Here is a 16,998-nt window from a genome sequence, read left to right on the forward strand (position 1 = left end):
GGCCGGGCGCGACCGGTGCGCCCCCCGTGCCCCATGCGCCCCGCGGTGCGCCGGAGTGCTGCCGCGCGCGGCGCCGGCCGGTTTCCCGCGGACGCCGCCGGCAGGGCAGGATGAGGGCCCGGAGTGGGGCGGCCCCTCCCGCCCCCGGGTACTCTCGAAGGTCCACGGCTCCCGGAACGGAAGTGAGGCGGTAGTCGGCCCATGGAACGCGAGCGCAGGATGCCCCGCTGGTTGCGCCGCAGCGGCCGGGGAGCCGCCGCGGCCGACGCCGCCGCCAGGGAGCGGGAGGACCTGCTGCTCGCCGCCGCGGAGGCCGGCTTCCCCGTCGCCCCCGCCGCCCGCCCGGAGGCATACGGCTGCTCGTGCGAACGGATCGGCTGTCCCACACCGGGCCGCCACCCGGTGTCGTTCGCCTGGCAGACCCAGGCCACCACCGACCGGGACACCGTGCTGCGCTGGCTGGCCTCCGACCCGGAGGCCAACGCGGTCACCGCCACCGGACAGGCCCACGACGTGCTGGACGTTCCCGCCGAGGCCGGTCACGCGGCCCTGGAGCGCCTGGCGGCGGCACAGGTCGAGGTGGGGCCGGTGGCCTTCGCCGACCCGGACCGCATGCTGTTCTTCACCGCCACCCGCGGCACCCCGGAGGACGAGGACGAGTGGTGGCCGTGCGTGCTGGACTGCCGCCCGGAGACCATGGACGAGCATCCCGGGCTCCGCTGGCACTGCCGCGGCAGCTACGTCCTGCTGCCGCCGGCGCGCGTACCGGAGGGCGGGGTGCGCTGGCTGCCCGGGCACGGGCCCCGGCAGCCCCTCCCCGACCCGCTGAGCCTGCTGGAGACCCTGACCGACGCCTGCGCCGAGGTCGTCACCGAGGAGGACGAGGAGCCGCAGGTCCACGAGCCCAGTTCCTGGTCCGGCCGCTGAGCGGTCCTACTCCCCCTTGGCCGAGACGATGCCGGTGATGCGGCCCAGTATCTCCACGTCACCGGTGCCCGGGGGCACGTGGGCGGCCTGCATGGCATCCCGCACCAGGGTGACCGAGCGGGTCGCGGTGCCCTCCATCAGCACCTCCACCAAGGGGTCCACCACCGGGGTCTCGCCCTCCGCCATGGTCTGCTTCTCGTGATGGTGGGAACTGAACAGCACCAGCATCCCGCCGTCGGCGGTCATCAGGGCGACCGGGGCGTAGGCGGGACGCTCCGCCGGCAGGTCCTGGTACTGCATGACGAACGCCGGTTCGTCGGAGGCCTCCTCGCGGGCCCGCAGAATGCCCGAGGTGTGGACGCCCTCGGCGAACGGCCCGTCCCCCGACGCCAGATGGCCGGTGTAGGCACCCGGCAGGTCCCGCGGGGCCAGTTCCGGGCCGTCCTGCCCCTCGCCGGCGGGCCCGTCCGCCGCACCGCCGGCCCGGCTGCCGTCCGGCCCCACGGCCACCGCGTGCCCTTCCTCGTCCTCCGCCAGCGGCGGCAGGTCCCCCGGCGGCAGCACCGCCAGGTAGGAGGCGAGCCAGTCCTCCTGCGGCCCGGAGCGGGTGAACACCAGCAGCCAGCGGTTCTCCTCGTGCCGGCTGCTGAGCGTGTCGGCGACGAAGAACTTCGGCCAGCCGGCCTGCTGCGGAATCCGGAAGCGGGTGTCGGTGAACTCCAGTGGCTCGTAGGACTCGTTGCCGCCGGGGTTCACCTCGCCCCGGGCGGTGAGCCCGGCCCGGTTGATGGCCCCCAGCGGTCCCGTCTCGATCTGCGCGTTGAGCTCCGCGTCGTAGGCCGCGTTCGCCTCGTTGGTGCTGCGCGTGAAGTCCGCCAGCACCTCCTCCGCCTCCTCGGGGGAGACCGCCGGGAGCACCGCGCGTTCCCCGTGCACCGTGATGCAGCCCGACAGGGACACCGTCATCGCCAGGGCCAGCCCCGCCGCTGCCGTCGTCACCCGTGCTCGCACCCGCATCCTGGGCCCTCCCCGTGGATCGTGCCCGGCAGCATCCGCCGGCCGGCGTGCTCGTCAGTCGTGTCACCGGCGGGGAGGGGCCCGCCGGCCGCCCGGGCCCGAGTCCGGCCCCCGCATCGTATCCGCCCCGCGCGGGCGCTTCGCGTGGGATGATGCCGCGCATGCCATCAGCCGAGCCGATGTCCCCTCCGCCGGGCTTCCGGACCGCGCTGCGCGAGCTGCGCGGGGCTCAGAAGACCGCCAAGGGCGTGTCACTGTACTCCCGTTACGTCAACCGGCCGGTGGGCCGGGTGCTGGCCGCGGCGGCCTTCCGGGCCGGCCTGACGCCCAACCAGGTCACCGGTGTCAGCGCGCTGTTCAGCGGTGCGGGCATCGCGGCGGTGGCCCTGGTGCCGCCCTCCTGGCCGCTGGCCGCCGGGGTCTGGCTGGCCCTGGCGGCCGGGTTCGCCCTGGATTCGGCGGACGGTCAGCTGGCCCGGCTCCAGCGCCGGACGGGCCCGGCGGGGGAATGGCTGGATCATGTGGTGGACTGCGCCAAGATCACCGCACTGCACGCCGCGGTGCTCATCTCCTTCCACCGGTTCTTCGACCTTCCGGGCCCGGGCTGGCTGCTGGTGCCGCTGGTGTTCCAGCTGGCCGCGGTGGTGGTGTTCTGCGGCGGACTGCTGACCGAGAAGCTGAAGCCCGCACCGGCACCCGGCACCCCGGCGCCCGCGCCGTCACGGGTCCGCGCCGTCGCGCTGCTCCCGGCGGACTACGGCGTGATGTGCGCGCTGTTCCTCCTCCTGGGCAGCGAGCCGCTGTTCCGCACCGGGTACGCGCTGCTGTGCGGGGTGTACGTGCTGCTGTGCGCCGCGTTCCTGGTGAAGTGGTACCGGGAGCTGACGGCGCTCACCCCTCCGCGCCCCGGCTGAGCGTGGCGGCCGCGCCGCCCGCCAGGGCGTCCAGCGCGCCGCGCAGCTGGGTGCTGGACGTGTGCACGGTGTAAGGGAAGTAGACGACCTCGACGCCGACCGGGCGGAAGTCGCTCTCCAGCTTCTCGCCCTTGGGCGTCCCCCGCCAGTCGTCGCCCTTGAAAATCACGTCGAACCTGACCTGCTGCCAGGTCTCCAGCTTGTCCGGCACCGTCTCGACGAACGCGGCGTCCACGTAGCGGATGCTGCGCACGATCTCCAGCCGCTCCACCAGCGGGATGACCGGTCTGTTGCCCTTGGCGAGTGCGGCCATCTCGTCGGAGACGACGCCCGCCACCAGATAGTCGCAGCGGCTGCGGGCGTGCCGCAGAATGTTGAGGTGGCCGATGTGGAACAGGTCGTAGACCCCCGGCGCGTAGCCCACGGTGTGCGGCATGTCGGAAAGACCCCCCGGTCCCGGTAGCGCTCTGCGGCACAGCCCCCGCGCTGCTGCTGACGTCCCGACGATAGCGCCAAGAACGCCCCATCGCCCCGGGAACACTGACACAGCGTGCAGTTCAGCCGATAGGCTGCGGGGAACCGGGGGGCCAGGGGAGGCGCCCGGGGAGGGGAGTCGCGGTGCGGGACACGGGTGCGATACGTGGCGGGGAGCGGCCGGAGCGGCTGCTCCTGGTCTCCACCAACTACGCGCCGGAGCAGACCGGTATCGGCCCCTACGCCACCGATATAGCCGAGCACCTGGTGGCCGGACGGCGCGCCGAGGTTCATGTGCTGGCCGGTATGCCGCACTACCCCGCCTGGCGCCTGGACCCGGCCTACCGCGGCGTCCGGCGGACCGTCGACGAGCGGGCCGGGGTCCTCATCCACCGCCGGGCCCACTCCGTGCCCGTGCGGCAGACCGCCGCCCGCCGCGCCCTGTACGAGGCCTCGATCCTGGCACACGGGCTGATGGCGCCCCCGCGGATGGGGCCGCCGGACGCCGTGCTGGCGCAGGTGCCCAGCCTGGCCGGAGGCCTGCTGGCGGCCCGGCTGGCCCGACGCCACCGGGCCCCGTTCCTGCCCGTCGTACAGGACCTGATGGGGGCCGCCGCCGCGCAGAGCGGCATCAGCGGCGGAGGCCGGGCGGCAGGGGCAGCGGCAGCTGTGGAGCGGCGCATGCTGCGCGAGGCCACGCTGGTGGGCATCATCCACGAGACGTTCCGCGACCGGGTGCGGGCCCTGGGGGTGCCCGAGGACCGCATCCGGCTGGTGCCGAACTGGACACACATCGCCGAGCCCGGGGGCACGCCCGCCGCGACCCGGGCGCGGCTGGGCTGGAAGCCCGGGGAAACCGTACTGCTGCACTCCGGCAACATGGGCCTGAAGCAAGGGCTCGAGGTACTGGTCGAGACCGCCCGCAGGGCTCCCCACCTGCGCGTGGTGCTGATGGGCGAGGGCAGCCGGCGCGGGCGGCTGGAGGAACTCGGCGCCGGCCTTCCGAACCTGGACTTCCTGCCGCCGGCCGCCGCGGAGGACTTCCCCGCCGTCCTGGCCGCCGCCGACGCCCTGCTGGTCACCCAGCGGGCCGGCGTGCTGGACATGAGCGTGCCCTCCAAACTCACCTCCTACTTCGCCGCCGGCCGGCCGGTGATCGCCTCGGTCGCCGACGGCAGCGGCACCGCCGAGGAGATCCGCCGCGCGGACGCCGGCTGGGTGGTCGCCCCGGAGAACCCGGACGCGGTGATCGCCGCGGCCCGCGAGCTGGCCGCCGACCCGGAGGCGGCCGGAGCCGTCGGAGCCCGTGGAGCGGACTACGCACGCACCCGGCTGGGCCGCGACACCGGGCTGGGCCGCGTCTGCGCCCTCCTGGACGAGGCCCTCGAACGGCACCGCGCCCCGAAGGAGAACGCCCGGTGAAGGACGGCGGCACCCTGCGCGAGGAATCCCGCGGCACCGGCCACCCCTACGACGAACCGGACCTGCTGCGCGACCAGTTCCGTCAGCTGCTGCGCTACCGGCTGCTGATCGTCATCGGCGTTCTGGTCGGGCTGGCCGGCGGCGGCTATCTCGGGCTGGCCACCGACAACACCTACATCGCCACCAGCGAGGTGACCCTCCGGGCGCCCACCACCGACCCGTTCGAGGGCGGCAGCCTGGACCGGGTGGCCATGGGCTCCGAACGCCGGACCGCCGTCAGCGACAGCGTCGCCCGGCAGGCCGCCCAGCTCCTCGGCGAACCCGACCGGGTGGCCGCGCTGAAGAAGGGTCTGCAGGTCACGAACCCGCCCAACACCGAGGTGCTGCGCTTCGCGTACACCGCTCAGGAGCCCGGCGCTGCAGCCGAGCGGGCCAACGCCTTCACCCGGGCCTACCTGGAACGGCGTCAGGCCGAGGCCGACGCCACCGTGGCCCGCATGGTCGAGTCCCTGGAGGAGCAGCGCGAGCCGCTGCTGGAGCGCCGGGAGGAACTGGACATCCAGCTGCGGGGGCTGGCCGCCGGTTCCTCCGCCTACGACAGCGCCGTCGCCCAGCAGGCCGCCGTCAACGGCCAGATCTCCGACATCAACCGGCAGATCAGCGGCCTGGAGGCGCTGGACACCACCGGCGGCCGGGTCATCACCGAGGCCACCGCGCCCGCCGGCCCGTCCGGGCCGGGCCTCGCCCTGCTGCTGGGCCTGGGCTACGCGGTGGGCATCGCCCTGGGCCTGCTCGCCGCCTGGGTGCGCCTGGTCTTCGACCCGACCGTGCGCTCCCCCGGTGATGTCACCCGGGCACTGCGGGCCCCGGTGCTCGGCGTGCTGCCGCGGACCGGGCGCGGCCATCGCGACGCGCTGCTCGCCGAGGGGCGGCTGGCGGAGGAGTACCGGTCGGTCGCGTTCCGCCTCGCCTACGACGAGACGTTCGCCCAGCGCCGGCGGCTGCTGGTGGTGGCACCGCGCGGCAGCATCGAGACGCCACTGGCCGCGGCCGTCAACCTGTCGGCCGCCTTCGCCGAGATGGGGCGGGACACCCTCCTCGTCGAGGCGGATCTGCGGACCCCGACGCTGACCGACCAGCTGCGGCACGCCGACGGCGTGCGGCCCGGCTGGGCCGGCTCCCCCGGGCACGGCGAGGGCGGCTGGCCCACCGGACTGCGGGTGCCGATCGACGCGGGCGAGTCGGGATTCTTCGACCTGGTGCCCGGCCGCCGGGTGCGCAACGTCCCCCGGGCCCTCACCTCCGCCCAGGCCACCCGGCTCATCGGGCACGCCGACGCCAAGGGCGCGGTGGTGGTGGTGCTCGCCCCGGCGGTGCTCTCCTACGCCGACGCGATCGCGCTGACCGACCGCGTGGACGGTGTACTGGTGGTGTGCGATCCGCGCGAGGTGCGGCGCGACGACCTCGCCCGGGTGCGCGAACTGGTGGTCGGTGCCGGCGGTGTGCTGCTCGGCGCGGTGCTGCATTCGTGGGGCACCGGCAGCGACCGCGACGACCGCGGGGCGCCGCACGAGGACGAGGTCCCCGGCGCCGCCGGGGACCGGGAGGCCGCGGACGCCCCCGGGCAGGGCGGCCGGTACGGGGCGGACCTGCCGTTCGAGCCCCGGCTGCGCAGGAGCACGGACCGCGCGCACCGGGACCCGCGGGCTGCCAGGAGCTCCCCCCGGGAACAGCGGCGGGACACCGGTTCGGAGACGCTGGGCCTGCGGATCGTCGATCCGGCCGAGCTCGAAGACCGCTCCCCCGACCGGTGAGGGCGCCGGGCGGTGCCCGGGCGGCGATGGCCGCCTCGGTCGCCGACCAGGGGGTCGCGGCGCTCACGAACATCGCGGTGGTGGTGTTCGTCGCCCGTCAGTCCACGGCCTCGGACTTCGCCGGGTTCGCGGTGGTGTACGCGGTCTTCACGGTTCTGCTGGGTGCCTTCACCGCGTTCGTCGGACAGGCCCTGGTGCTGCGCCGGGGGCCGGCGGAGACGGTGCACGCCCACTGCCGGGCCGCGGCGTTGTTCACCCTGCTGGGATCGGCCGCGACGGGCGTGGTGCTCGCCGGGGTGGGACTCGCGCTGCCGGCCGGGGGCATCGCCGCCGGGCTGGGAGCGCTGGCGCTGGTGCTTCCGGTGGTGCTCACCCAGGACGCGCTGCGGTACGCCTTCTCGGTGCTGGGTCTGCCGCAGCGGGCGCTGGCCGCCGACGTCCTGCGGCTGGCCGCCGTGGTCCCCGCACTGGCCGCGCAGCCCTACGGCACCGGTCCGGGCCGCATGGTGACGGTGTGGGGACTGTCGGCGGTTCCCGCGCTGCTGCTGGGCACGGCGCTGCTGCTGCGGGCCACCCGCGGCGCTCCGGAGGGCGGGCCGCCGCCGGTCCGCGGGCGGGCGCGGGACCTGCTGCGCCGCGGGCACCTGGGCCGGCGGTTCGTCGTGGAGTTCGGGGTGGGCAACGCCTCCACCCAGCTGGCGATCGTGGCGCTCGGCCTGCTGGCGAGCCCGCTGGTGGTGGGTGCCCTGCGCGGCGCGGGAACGCTGTTCGGGCCGATGAACGTGCTGTTCAACGCGGTCACCGGCTTCGGCCCGCCGCTGCTGGGCCGGCTCACGGCGCCGGTCCGGCAGGCCAGGGCCGGGGNTCACCGGCGGGCTGCTCGCGGCGGCGGCGGGCCTGTGGGCGCTGACGCTGATGCTGCTGCCGGACGCGGCGGGACGCGCGCTGCTGGGCGACACCTGGCAGTCCGCGGCGGCGCTGCTGCCGGCCACCGGCAGCCAGTACGCCGCGATGGCGCTGGGGGTCTGCGCGCTGGTCACGCTGCGGGTGCTGCGGCCGCGCACGACACTGCGGATCCAGGTGGTCTTCTCGCTGCTCTCGGTGTGCTTCCTGCTGGGCGGCTATGCCCTGGGCGGAGTGCTGGGAGCGGCATGGGGGCTGTGCGCCGGCTCGGCCTGCAAGGCGGCGGCCGGCTGGCTGCGGGCCCGTGCGGTGCTCCGCGAGCACGCGAGCGGCACGGAGGAGGGAAGCGACCAGCCGGAGCGCAGCGGCGGGCAGGGGCGAGGCGGCGGTGACCGGTGACCGGCCCGGCGGCTCAGTCCTCCGTCCCGGCCGGCGGCCAGCCGTCGCCCCAGGTGGTGTCCCGGGCCCGGCGGTAGCGCTCCTTGTCCCGCTTGGTCACGGTCTCCCGCCGCAGCTCCCCGCCGGGCGTGCACAGCTCCAGCAGGACCTGACCCTTGCGCAGCTGCGGGCGGCGCACCACGCGGGAGGCGCCCGTGCCGTCCGGCTCGTCCGCCGCGTCCGGGAGGTCCCGGCGGACGGCGGCGACCCAGGAGAACTTCTCGTCCTCGTGGCCCAGCGAGCCGCCCTTGACCCTGCGGTGCAGCGCCGAGCGGCTGACCCGGGCGGCGAAGTGACACCAGTCCGATCCGACGGCGACGGGACACTGCCCGCTGTGCGGGCAGGGGGCGAGCACCCGCAGCCCGGCGGCGGTCAGCCGGTCCCGGGCGGCGCGGATCCGCAGATAGCCGGCCGGGGTGCCCGGCTCGATCAGCACCACGGCGCGTCCGGCTGCCGCGACGGCGTCCACCAGAGTGTCCTGGGCACCCCGGGGAAGCTCGCCCAGCAGGTAGGAGACGGTCACCAGGCCGGTGTGCGGGAACTGGGGGCGCTCGCCGAGCCGTTCGCGCTGCCAGCGGGCGCCGCGCAGCGCGGGGAGCGGGGACGGGGCGGCCAGCTCCCGGCCGAGTTCCAGCGCGGGCGCGGAGCGGTCCAGCACCGTGGTCTCCCGCTCCCCCGGCCAGACGGCGGCAGCCGCCCACAGGGCCGCGCCGGTGCCGCCGCCGATGTCCAGATGACTGCCCGGAGTCCACCCCGGGAGCCGGTCCGCGAGCTGCCCGAGGGCCGCCGCGACGGCCTCGAAGGTCGCGGGCATCCGGTAGGCGGCGTAGGCCACAGCGTCGGCGCGGTCCCGCAGTTCGGGCGCGCCGGCCGGGGACTGCCCCCGGTAGCCGGCGATCAGCCGCTCCACGGCGGCGGCGGCCCGGCTGGGCGGCAGGCCGTCCAGCAGCCGGTCCAGGCCGGCGCGCAGGTGCTGGGGGACGGTGGTCACGGTCGCGGTCACGAATCAAGCGTAGAGCCACCGCGGCGCAGGAAACGCCGGAAGGTCACCGGCGGCTCAGCGTGCCCGGGCGCGGGGCCGGCGGCACATCGTCACGAAGAACAGCGAGGCCAGCACCATCACGGTCAGCTGCACCACGGCCATCGGCACGGCCGTGTGCTCGCCGGCGATGCCCACCAGCGGGACACCCAGCGCGCCGATGAAGAACTGGGAGGCGCCCAGCAGCGCGGAGGCCGCGCCGGCCGCGTCCGGAGCGCGCATCATCCCCTGGGAACTGGCGTTGGGCAGCACCAGCGCCATCGCGGACATCAGCACGAACAGCCCGCCCGCGACGGGGATCAGGCCCACCTCGCCGAACACGCCGGTGGTCATCAGCAGCAGCGCGACGGCCGCACCGGTGATGATCACCAGCCCGACACCGATCACCACGTTGAGCGAGACCCGGCCGACCAGGATCTTGCCGTTGATCTGGCTGACCGCCACCAGACCGAGGGCGTTCACCATGAAGACCAGGCTGAAGGCCTGGGGCGAGGCGCCGTAGATCTCCTGGACGACGAAGGGGGACGCGGCGACGTAGGCGAACAGTGCGGCGAAGGTGAAGCTGCCGGTCAGCAGGTAGCCGGTGAAGACCCGGTCCCGGAACAGTCCGCGCATGGTGCGCAGCGCCTGGGGGACCCCGCCGCCGTTGCGCCTGCCGGGCGGCAGGGTCTCCGGCAGCCAGCGGGCGACCACCGCGATGAGCAGGACGCCGACCCCGGCCAGGACGAGGAAGATGCCGCGCCAGTCCATGACGCGCATCAGCTGGCCGCCGAGGACCGGCGCCAGGACGGGCGCGGCACCGACGATGAGCAGCAGGGTGGAGAAGAACCTCGCCATGGCCAGCCCGTCGAACATGTCGCGGACCACGGCACGGGCGATGACGATGCCCGCGGCCCCGGCCAGCCCCTGGACCAGCCGGAAGACGGTCAGGGTCTCGACGGTGGGCGCGAAGGCACAGGCGACGGAGGCCAGGACGTACAGCACGGTACCGATGATCAGCGGGCGGCGGCGGCCGAACTGATCGCTCATCGGGCCGACCACCAGCTGTCCGAGGCCGAGTCCGGCCAGACAGGAGGTGAGCGTGAGCTGGACGCCGGCGGCGTTCGTCCGCAGGTCGTCGCCGACCTCCGGCAGGGCCGGGAGGTACAGGTCCATCGACAGCGCCGGGAGGGCGGAGAGGCTGCCCAGGATCAGGGTAATCAGCAGGCCGACCCGCTGCCGCCGGCCGAGCTGTGCGGGCACCGGAGCACCCCCCGCAGCCCGCCTGCGGCCTTCGCGGGGGGCGGTGTCCGGGAGGGACTCCGGTATGAGCCCGGCCCGCGAGATGCGGTCGGTGGACCGGTCGCTGTCGTGGGCGGCCGGGCAGGACTGGCCGGGCTGTGTCATGCACCTCTCCGGTGATCGATCGGAACGATCCGATCATCCCATGACTTGCTTCGTGGATCGCGGGGTTTTCCCCGCGTGATCGGTCACACCGGCCCCCGGCGGCCACACCGGACGAACAGCGCGGAACGGACCCCGCCAGCTCCCCCGCTTCGCCTCGCGGCCGGGTCAGCCTCCCGGAACGACCAGCCGCTGGCCGGGATAGATGGTGTAGGGCTCCGGAATGTTGTTGGCCTCAGCGATCGACTGCCAGGGGACGCCGTACTGACGGCCGATGGAGTAGAGGGTCTCGCCCTCCCGGACGACGTGCACGGTTCCTCCCGGCCGCGGCGCCCCGTCGCGCACCCAGGCGTACAGCGGATCGCCCGGGCAGGCGGTGGCGATGCCGTCGCGATGCCCCCGGATCTCCCCGCCGGCCCCATTGGCCCGCAGGTGGTCGATGCCGTCGCGCAGCGCGGTGAGCATCGGGTCCGGGGGGCGGGTGAGGCCGCTCGCGCCCAGCAGGGCGCAGATGGCGTAGTGATCGGTGTTCAGCGTGGCATTGCCGTTGGCCCCGGAGCGCTTGCGGACCCCCCGCCCCTCGAACACGTAACCATGCTCGCAGGCAAGCAGGTTGTAGGCGATGTCGTTCCAGTTCTCGGAGGGGTGGTTGAGGTGGGACTCGCGGATCTGCCGGACGTACGGGCCGCACTGGCTGTGCGCCCGGCTGCTGTAGGCGGTCCCCAGGTAGTGCACCTTGGTGCCGCGCGCGGAATCCAGTTGCGCGGAAGGCGACGTGGCCGGGGCTCCCCATTCGGTACGGCGGACGAACTGCATGAGCGTTCCCTTCGACTGGAGGAAGCTCTCCCGGGCCGCCCCCGGCCCGGGGTCACGCGGAAGCCGGCCGATCGAGCGGGAACGTCCGGCCCGATCCATCTCTACCCACCGTGACAACCCCTTCACCCTCCGCAGGAACCCCCGTGGACGCACAGGGCCCGGCTTCACCGGGCCCACGACCGGACGCAGGCGTCCCGCCGGGGGCGCCTCTCAGGACTGCCGCTCCCCCGGGGCCCGCGCGTCCGCGGCGGACTGCCGCAGCTCCTCGTTGAGCCGCAGCGCCTCCTCCAACTGGTCCTCCAGCACGATGATCCGGCAGGCCGCCTCTATGGGCGTGCCCTGATCCACGAGTTCGCGGGCGCGCGAGGCCAGGCGCAGCTGATAGCGGGAGTACCTGCGGTGCCCGCCCTCGGAGCGCAGCGGGGTGACCAAACGGGCGTCGTCGAGGGACCGCAGGAAGGCCGGAGTGGCGCCGATCATCTCGGCCGCTCGGCCCATGGTGTAGGCGGGGTAGTCGTCGTCATCGAGCCGGTCGGCGGGGTTGGTACGGGTTTTCGGGGCCACTGCACCTCTCAGGGGACGCGTCGAGGGGCCCCGGTGTCCTGTGACACCGGGGCCCCGAGGGGGTTAACACCATCTACCGGCGAAGAACGCCGGACTTCAGCTTCCGCACGTCCGCCGACGGGGGCGGGGGTGCGGGGATCGTGGATGCCTGACCGGGGACCACCTTCCAATCCTTGGCCTGCTGCTCCCACCCGGGCCGGCACTGCGCCCGGGCGATCCTTGGATGGTGTCCGCTCCTCTCTCTCACTGACATTTCGGGTACTGCGGTTACTTCGGTACTGCTCTCGCGGTCACGTCCGGCGGCCCCTCGGACCACCCCGCCCGGCAACCGACTCCAGGACCTTCACGCTTTCCCCGGCCCCGGGGTCCCGCTGCCGTGCGATCGACCGCACGCGCCAGTTCGTGTCTGCCGCGTTCTCCTCGACTTCTGCCTGTCTCGGCTTCTTCGGCTACACCAGAAACAGTAGTCCGGAGATCCACGGATGTCTACCGTGGCGAAGACAGATTTTCGTGTCCCGTCACCACAGCCCCGGCTTACGGCGAGATGCGGCCGGCGCCGGCACCCGAGCGGACGAGGTCGCGCACGCCGGAGGCCGGGGTCAGCGAGTAGGAGTAGGGGATCGAGGCGACGCTGCCGCCGGTCTCCGGGGTGCCGGAGTTCACGAAGTGGTTGTTGCGCGCCACCAGCGCGCCCGGTCCGGACGACGCGTAGCCCACGTGGGTGGGGTTGCGCACGCCCTCGAAGTAGTTGCCCTCGACCAGCACGCCCGCCCCCATGGTCGAGGCGACGCCGTACTCCCGGTTGTTGAGGAAGTAGTTGTTGTAGACGTGCACCGGGTTGCCGAAGCGGACCCGGGGGTGGCGGGTGTGGGTCCCGTCGAACCAGTTGTGGTGGTAGGTCACCCGGAGGTGGCCACGGTCGGCGGTGTGGCTGTCGCTGTGCCCCAGCAGGGCCGTCTTGTCGTGGTTGTAGAAGTGGTTCCACGACACGGTGACGAAGTCCGACTCGCGCTTGATGTCGACCGCGCCGTCGTAGCCGTTGGTGAAGCTGTTGTGGTCGATCCAGACGTTCCGGGCGCCGTTCTGCAGGTTGATCGCGTCGTCGTCCCAGTTGCGGAACGTGATGTTGCGGATGATGACATTGCGGGCGTTGTTGATGTCGAAGCCGCCGCCGGCGATCGTGGCGTTGCTGCCCACACCGACGATCGTCTTGTTGCTCTGCACCCGGTTCATCCCGGACCAGTTGATCGTGCCACTGACCCGGATGGTCAGGACCGAGGAGCTGCTGATCGCGTCACGCAGCTGCGCGGCACTGGTGACGGTGACCGTCTGCCCCCCGGCCCCTCCGGTGGTCCCGCCGTTCGTGGAGGCCCAGCCGCCGGGGGTGTTCAGCGGCTGCACATCGGAGACCGGGGCGGCACCCCGGCTCGCGGAGAACCCACCGAGCGCGGAAGCGGCATCGAAGGCGACCTCCCGCCAGTCCGCCTTGCCGGCGAAGGCGAGAGCGGTGCGGTCGGCGGCGCGCGGCGCGCCCTCGGCCTCGGCGGCGCCGTCGGCGCGGGCGGAGCCCGGGGCCGCCGCCCAGAGCCCGAGGAGCAGGGCTAACGCCCCGAGAAGTGCCACCGCGGCACGTGGCACCCCGGCAATGTTCTTGATCATGGAGTCGTCCTCTCCGGAGAATGTCAGATCGGATCAAGGACGGAGCACGCCCCGTCCCACTCCCCCGTCGGCGCCGGCAAGAAAGCGCTTGCGCTCCACTGTGAGGACATGCCCATGACACGTCAAGGGCCCGGGAACCGGCTCTGCGCAACCGGCACCGGTCTCCACCCCGGACGGCGCGGCAGCCACGCCCCTCACCACCCGCCGCCCCCATCAGCCGAAATGCCCCACGCCCACCACCATCCGGCGAGGAACCCTCCATGCGGAACCACCGGCACGACCCCGAAGCGCCCCCATCTCCGCACCAGTACCTCGCCTCCAGGGCCCCGGCAAGCGACTTCGCCGTCAAGCGCTTACCACACTCCGCGCCCCTCCGAGCCTCCCTCGGCGGACAGCGACGCGGGGCCTTGACAGGTCCTCGCCCCCCGACGATATTCCCCGCTACGGGAGCGCTCCCATGCAGGGCCGGCACCCGCCTGCGGCCGCCGTACGGACGACGACGGCGTGCCGGCACGTCACGCCGGCCCCGTTCACACCGGAAGCCGACTCAAGGGAGTTCACTGTGCAGTGGAGATCCGCAGGGGCACGGGCCGCGGCCGTTCTGCTCGCCGTCGCCGCGGCAGGAGCGGGCGCCGCACCGGCGGCCGGAGCCGCTCAGCCGGCCACCGAACGGCTGAGCCCGCATCAGTACACCGCCGAGCACCGGGACGGCTGCCTGGCCGGCCGTACCGAGGGGGGCATGGTCTGGGCGACGGCGGACCGGGTGCACGTCACCGGCGTCCTGGAGGAACAGCGACGGACCCAGGACTGCACGCAGCGGACCTTCGCCGAGTTCGTCGCGTACGCGCACAACGGCCGACTGCCCGTGGACCGGCATCACGAATACCTCGACCCGGCCACGGGTGACCCCCACCGGTACCGGTTCACGCTGGAGAACAACGGCCCGAACGCGGGAGACGTCATCGACCGGGTGGAGGTGCGGGTCTGCGTCACCACCGGCCCGATGCTGCCCGCCTACACCTGCGGTGCGACGGTGACCGTACCGCGCAACAGCATCGGCCCGCGGCCCGCCGGATCCGCCGTCTGACCTCGCCCGGCCGGGCCCTTCCTTCCCGCCGCCCGGAGGGCCCGGCCGGTCACCCGCTCAGGTTCCGCAGATAGCTCTGCCCGGGCCGGCCGTCCAGCGTGACCTCCCCGGCCGGGACGAAGCCCGTACGGGTCAGCACGGCGCGCGAGCCGTGGTTGTCCCGCGCCGCCGCGGCCCGCAGCGTGCTCAGCCCGTACTCCCCCGCGGCCAGGGCGCACACCTGACGGACCCCGGCGGTGGCCAGCCCTCGCCCCGCGGCCCGCTCGGCGACCCGGAACCCCAGTTCCGCCGAGCCGTCGGCCACATCGACCAGGTTGAACCGGCCCAGCACCGCTCCGCCCTCGTCCACCAGAAGGTGGAAGTGGCACAGCCCGGCCCGCTGTTCGGCGAGCAGCATCCGGTGGCGGTCGTCGAAGCCGGCGAAGTAGTCGTCACCGCGATCGGGAACCGACGCGGCGAAGTACGCGCGGTTCTCCTGCTCGAAGGCGAGCAGGGCGGGCGCGTGCGCGGAGGCGAGGCGCTGGAGAACGGGCACGCCAGGACATTACGCGCCTCGATACGGCCGACCCCACCCGATGATGGGACGCCGGCGTCCCGGACCACCGCATCCTGGAGGCGTGCTCGTCGATGTGCCGAGCCCGCGGCGACCGTGCGCGGGTGTGCCCGGGCGGACCGGGTACCGTCCGACCAGACCGACGAGGAAGGGACGACCGTGGCTGAGTACCTGACCGTTTCGACCACGACCGACACCGCGGAGAAGGCCCAGGCTCTCGCTGCCGGCGCGGTGGAGGCCAAGGTGGCCGCCTGCGCGCAGACCGACGGTCCGGTCACCAGCGTGTACCGGTGGGAGGGAGCGGTGCAAACCGACCAGGAATGGCGCGTGCTGTACAAGACGACCGCCGGGCGATACCCGGAACTGGAGGCGTACATCCGGCGGTCCCACGACTACGAGACCCCGGAGATCATCGCCACCCCCGTCACCCACGGCAGCGACGCCTACCTCTCCTGGGTGCGCGAGCAGACGGCCAGGGACTGATCAGGCGGCGAGTGCGGCGCGAATGGACTCCGCGAGTTCCCGCGCCGCACCGTGCTGTGGCGGCAGCAGTCGCCCGAGCGAGGCCAGCCGCTCCCGGCCGACCGTCGTCGGCGTATCCGTCGCGGCCCTCACGAACCGCTTGCCCACCTCCACGCCCTGGTCCGCGTCGCCGGACATCACGTACCCCGTGGCTACATCCGCGAGGACCGCGATCCTGACCTTCGAGTCGTCCCGGCCGAGGTGGGTGAGCGCGTTCTCAGCGGTCTGTTCCAGGTCCCGGTGACGCAGCCGGGGCATACGTCGAGACCATCAGGGAGTTCAGCATGATCTGGCGCGGAACCCCGGGCGTTCACGCCCGGGAGGAAGCGCTTCTCAAGATAGGGGTGACCTGCACGGGCGCACGGGTCTGCACTGTTGCCCTCAGTCGGGTCGCTTCTGGTTCTCGATGTACTCCTTGATGATCTCCAGCGGTGCGCCGCCGCAGGATGCGGCGAAGTAGGACGGGGACCAGAAGTGGTCGCCCCACAGGTACTTGCGGATGTGGCCGGGGAACTCCTGGCGGAATCTGCGGGCGGACACCCCCTTGAGGGAGCCGACCAACCGCGAGATGGCGACCTTGGGCGGGTAGTGCACGAGCAGGTGGACGTGATCACGCTCGCCGTTGAACTCCACCAGCTCGGATTCGAAGTCGGCGCACACGGCCCGCATGATCTCTTCGCAGCGCGTAAGAATCTTGTCGGTGAACAGTCCGCGCCGGTACTTGGGCGTGAAGACCAAGTGGGCATGGAGGGCGTAGACGACCGTACGACCCCTGCGAATGTCGGGGTTCTGCTCCCAGCGTGGTGACATAGATCAACTGCAGTACGGTGATCGTCGTGAAGATCGTGACGCAGGTGAAGCTGATGCCGGAGGCCGAGCAGTCCGCCGCGCTGTCCGCGACCTTGCGCACGGTCAACGATCTGGCGTGCTGGGTCTCCGAAGTGGCGTTCGCCCACGGAGTGCCGCGTGAGTACGAGCTGCGCACGCACACGTACCCGCGCCTCAAGGCCGAAGGTCTCGGGGCACAGGCCGCCCAGCACACCATCAAGAAGGTGCGCGACGCCTACACCACCTTGAGGGCGAACATCCGGTCCGGGAACCTCGGCAAGCCGAAGTCGAAGCGCCGCCGCAAGGCGGAGTCGAAGCCGATCACGTTCCGTCCCGATGCCGCGCAGCCGTATGACGACCGGTGTTTGAGCTGGCAGTACGACCAGCGGACGGTCTCGATCTGGACCACCGAAGGCCGGTTGAAGGGCGTACGGTTCGTGTGCTCGGCGGACGCGCTCAAGGTGCTCCGGCAGTACCGCAAGGGCGAGTCCGACCTGATCGAGCGTGACGGCGTCTTCTATCTGATCGCCACGTGCGAGGTTCCCGAGGCCGAGACGTACGAGCCGGACGGCTTCATCGGCGTGGACCTCGGCATCGTCAACATCGCCACCGCATCCACCGGCTACCAGGCCGCCGGA

Annotated in this window: 17 protein-coding genes and 1 pseudogene; 8 read left to right on the forward strand and 10 right to left on the reverse strand. The window is 73.2% G+C overall.

Annotated elements, in window-relative coordinates; all coding sequences use genetic code 11:
* The first annotated feature begins 201 nt into the window (after nucleotides 1-201).
* A complete protein-coding gene (locus ABD299_RS02395) occupies nucleotides 202-927 on the forward strand; it encodes a bifunctional DNA primase/polymerase (protein ID WP_344258402.1) in 726 nt (241 codons plus the stop codon).
* Nucleotides 928-933: 6 nt separating this feature from the next.
* Here the strand turns inward: ABD299_RS02395 and ABD299_RS02400 are convergent, their stop codons facing one another.
* On the reverse strand, nucleotides 934-1,944 hold the full coding sequence (locus ABD299_RS02400) for an SCO2278 family lipoprotein (RefSeq protein ID WP_344258403.1): 1,011 nt from the start codon (nucleotides 1,942-1,944) through the stop codon (nucleotides 934-936).
* A gap of 161 nt (nucleotides 1,945-2,105) precedes the next feature.
* Between ABD299_RS02400 and ABD299_RS02405 the strand changes: the two genes are divergently transcribed.
* Nucleotides 2,106-2,858 carry a CDP-alcohol phosphatidyltransferase family protein gene (locus tag ABD299_RS02405; RefSeq protein ID WP_344258404.1) on the forward strand — a complete coding sequence of 251 codons (753 nt, stop codon included), beginning with the start codon at nucleotides 2,106-2,108 and terminating at the stop codon, nucleotides 2,856-2,858.
* On the opposite strand, the gene ABD299_RS02410 is transcribed toward ABD299_RS02405, so the two are convergent.
* Nucleotides 2,836-3,294, reverse strand: a complete 459-nt coding sequence (locus tag ABD299_RS02410) for an FAD synthase family protein (RefSeq protein WP_344258405.1) — start codon at nucleotides 3,292-3,294, stop codon at nucleotides 2,836-2,838. The two genes, ABD299_RS02405 and ABD299_RS02410, sit on opposite strands and share 23 nt — an antisense overlap.
* Nucleotides 3,295-3,476: 182 nt before the next feature.
* On the opposite strand from ABD299_RS02410, the gene ABD299_RS02415 reads away from it, so the two are divergent.
* From ABD299_RS02415 to ABD299_RS02425, 3 genes and pseudogenes are all read left to right on the forward strand, one after another.
* Nucleotides 3,477-4,754 (forward strand): glycosyltransferase, encoded by a 1,278-nt coding sequence (locus ABD299_RS02415; RefSeq protein ID WP_344258407.1) that lies wholly within the window; start codon nucleotides 3,477-3,479, stop codon nucleotides 4,752-4,754.
* Nucleotides 4,751-6,568: a lipopolysaccharide biosynthesis protein gene (locus ABD299_RS02420; RefSeq protein WP_344258408.1), complete on the forward strand. Its 1,818-nt coding sequence runs from the start codon at nucleotides 4,751-4,753 to the stop codon at nucleotides 6,566-6,568. The genes ABD299_RS02415 and ABD299_RS02420 overlap by 4 nt, the downstream gene beginning before the upstream one ends.
* Before the next feature lie 26 nt (nucleotides 6,569-6,594).
* A pseudogene (locus ABD299_RS02425) lies at nucleotides 6,595-7,870 on the forward strand (MATE family efflux transporter).
* A gap of 13 nt (nucleotides 7,871-7,883) precedes the next feature.
* Here the strand turns inward: ABD299_RS02425 and ABD299_RS02430 are convergent.
* The 5 genes from ABD299_RS02430 to ABD299_RS02450 all read right to left on the reverse strand — a co-directional run bounded on the left by ABD299_RS02430 (nucleotide 7,884) and on the right by ABD299_RS02450 (nucleotide 13,370).
* Entirely contained in the window at nucleotides 7,884-8,912 is a 1,029-nt protein-coding gene (locus ABD299_RS02430) for a small ribosomal subunit Rsm22 family protein (protein ID WP_344258410.1), read from the reverse strand.
* A 54-nt stretch (nucleotides 8,913-8,966) separates the two neighbouring features.
* Nucleotides 8,967-10,334, reverse strand: coding sequence for a multidrug effflux MFS transporter (locus ABD299_RS02435; protein ID WP_344258412.1), 1,368 nt, complete (start codon nucleotides 10,332-10,334; stop codon nucleotides 8,967-8,969).
* Nucleotides 10,335-10,499: 165 nt separating this feature from the next.
* Nucleotides 10,500-11,246 carry a LysM peptidoglycan-binding domain-containing protein gene (locus ABD299_RS02440; RefSeq protein WP_344258414.1) on the reverse strand — a complete coding sequence of 249 codons (747 nt, stop codon included), beginning with the start codon at nucleotides 11,244-11,246 and terminating at the stop codon, nucleotides 10,500-10,502.
* Nucleotides 11,247-11,357: 111 nt separating this feature from the next.
* Nucleotides 11,358-11,711: a MerR family transcriptional regulator gene (locus ABD299_RS02445; RefSeq protein WP_344258415.1), complete on the reverse strand. Its 354-nt coding sequence runs from the start codon at nucleotides 11,709-11,711 to the stop codon at nucleotides 11,358-11,360.
* A gap of 534 nt (nucleotides 11,712-12,245) precedes the next feature.
* Nucleotides 12,246-13,370, reverse strand: a complete 1,125-nt coding sequence (locus ABD299_RS02450) for a pectate lyase family protein (RefSeq protein WP_344258416.1) — start codon at nucleotides 13,368-13,370, stop codon at nucleotides 12,246-12,248.
* Nucleotides 13,371-13,932: 562 nt separating this feature from the next.
* Here ABD299_RS02450 and ABD299_RS02455 point away from each other — a divergent pair.
* Nucleotides 13,933-14,457, forward strand: coding sequence for a hypothetical protein (locus ABD299_RS02455; protein WP_344258417.1), 525 nt, complete (start codon nucleotides 13,933-13,935; stop codon nucleotides 14,455-14,457).
* Between the two features lie 49 nt (nucleotides 14,458-14,506).
* Here ABD299_RS02455 and ABD299_RS02460 read toward each other — a convergent pair whose 3' ends face one another.
* Nucleotides 14,507-14,992, reverse strand: coding sequence for a GNAT family N-acetyltransferase (locus ABD299_RS02460; protein ID WP_344258418.1), 486 nt, complete (start codon nucleotides 14,990-14,992; stop codon nucleotides 14,507-14,509).
* Nucleotides 14,993-15,169: 177 nt separating this feature from the next.
* Between ABD299_RS02460 and cutA the strand changes: the two genes are divergently transcribed.
* The gene (gene cutA / locus ABD299_RS02465; protein WP_344258419.1) at nucleotides 15,170-15,493 is read left to right on the forward strand and encodes a divalent-cation tolerance protein CutA; all 324 of its coding nucleotides are present in this window, start codon (nucleotides 15,170-15,172) and stop codon (nucleotides 15,491-15,493) included.
* On the opposite strand, the gene ABD299_RS02470 is transcribed toward cutA, so the two are convergent.
* Both ABD299_RS02470 and tnpA read right to left on the reverse strand, forming a co-directional pair.
* Nucleotides 15,494-15,790 carry a hypothetical protein gene (locus tag ABD299_RS02470; RefSeq protein ID WP_344258422.1) on the reverse strand — a complete coding sequence of 99 codons (297 nt, stop codon included), beginning with the start codon at nucleotides 15,788-15,790 and terminating at the stop codon, nucleotides 15,494-15,496. It lies immediately after the preceding gene.
* A gap of 123 nt (nucleotides 15,791-15,913) precedes the next feature.
* Nucleotides 15,914-16,342 (reverse strand): IS200/IS605 family transposase, encoded by a 429-nt coding sequence (tnpA, locus tag ABD299_RS02475; protein ID WP_344258424.1) that lies wholly within the window; start codon nucleotides 16,340-16,342, stop codon nucleotides 15,914-15,916.
* Nucleotides 16,343-16,395: 53 nt separating this feature from the next.
* Between tnpA and ABD299_RS02480 the strand changes: the two genes are divergently transcribed.
* Nucleotides 16,396-16,998: nuclease/transposase family protein (locus ABD299_RS02480; RefSeq protein WP_486388903.1), on the forward strand; the 603-nt coding region annotated here is incomplete at its 3' end.

It is taken from the genome of Streptomyces sodiiphilus (genome assembly GCF_039529215.1).
In the GTDB taxonomy this organism is placed as follows: Bacteria; Actinomycetota; Actinomycetes; order Streptomycetales; family Streptomycetaceae; genus Streptomyces; species Streptomyces sodiiphilus.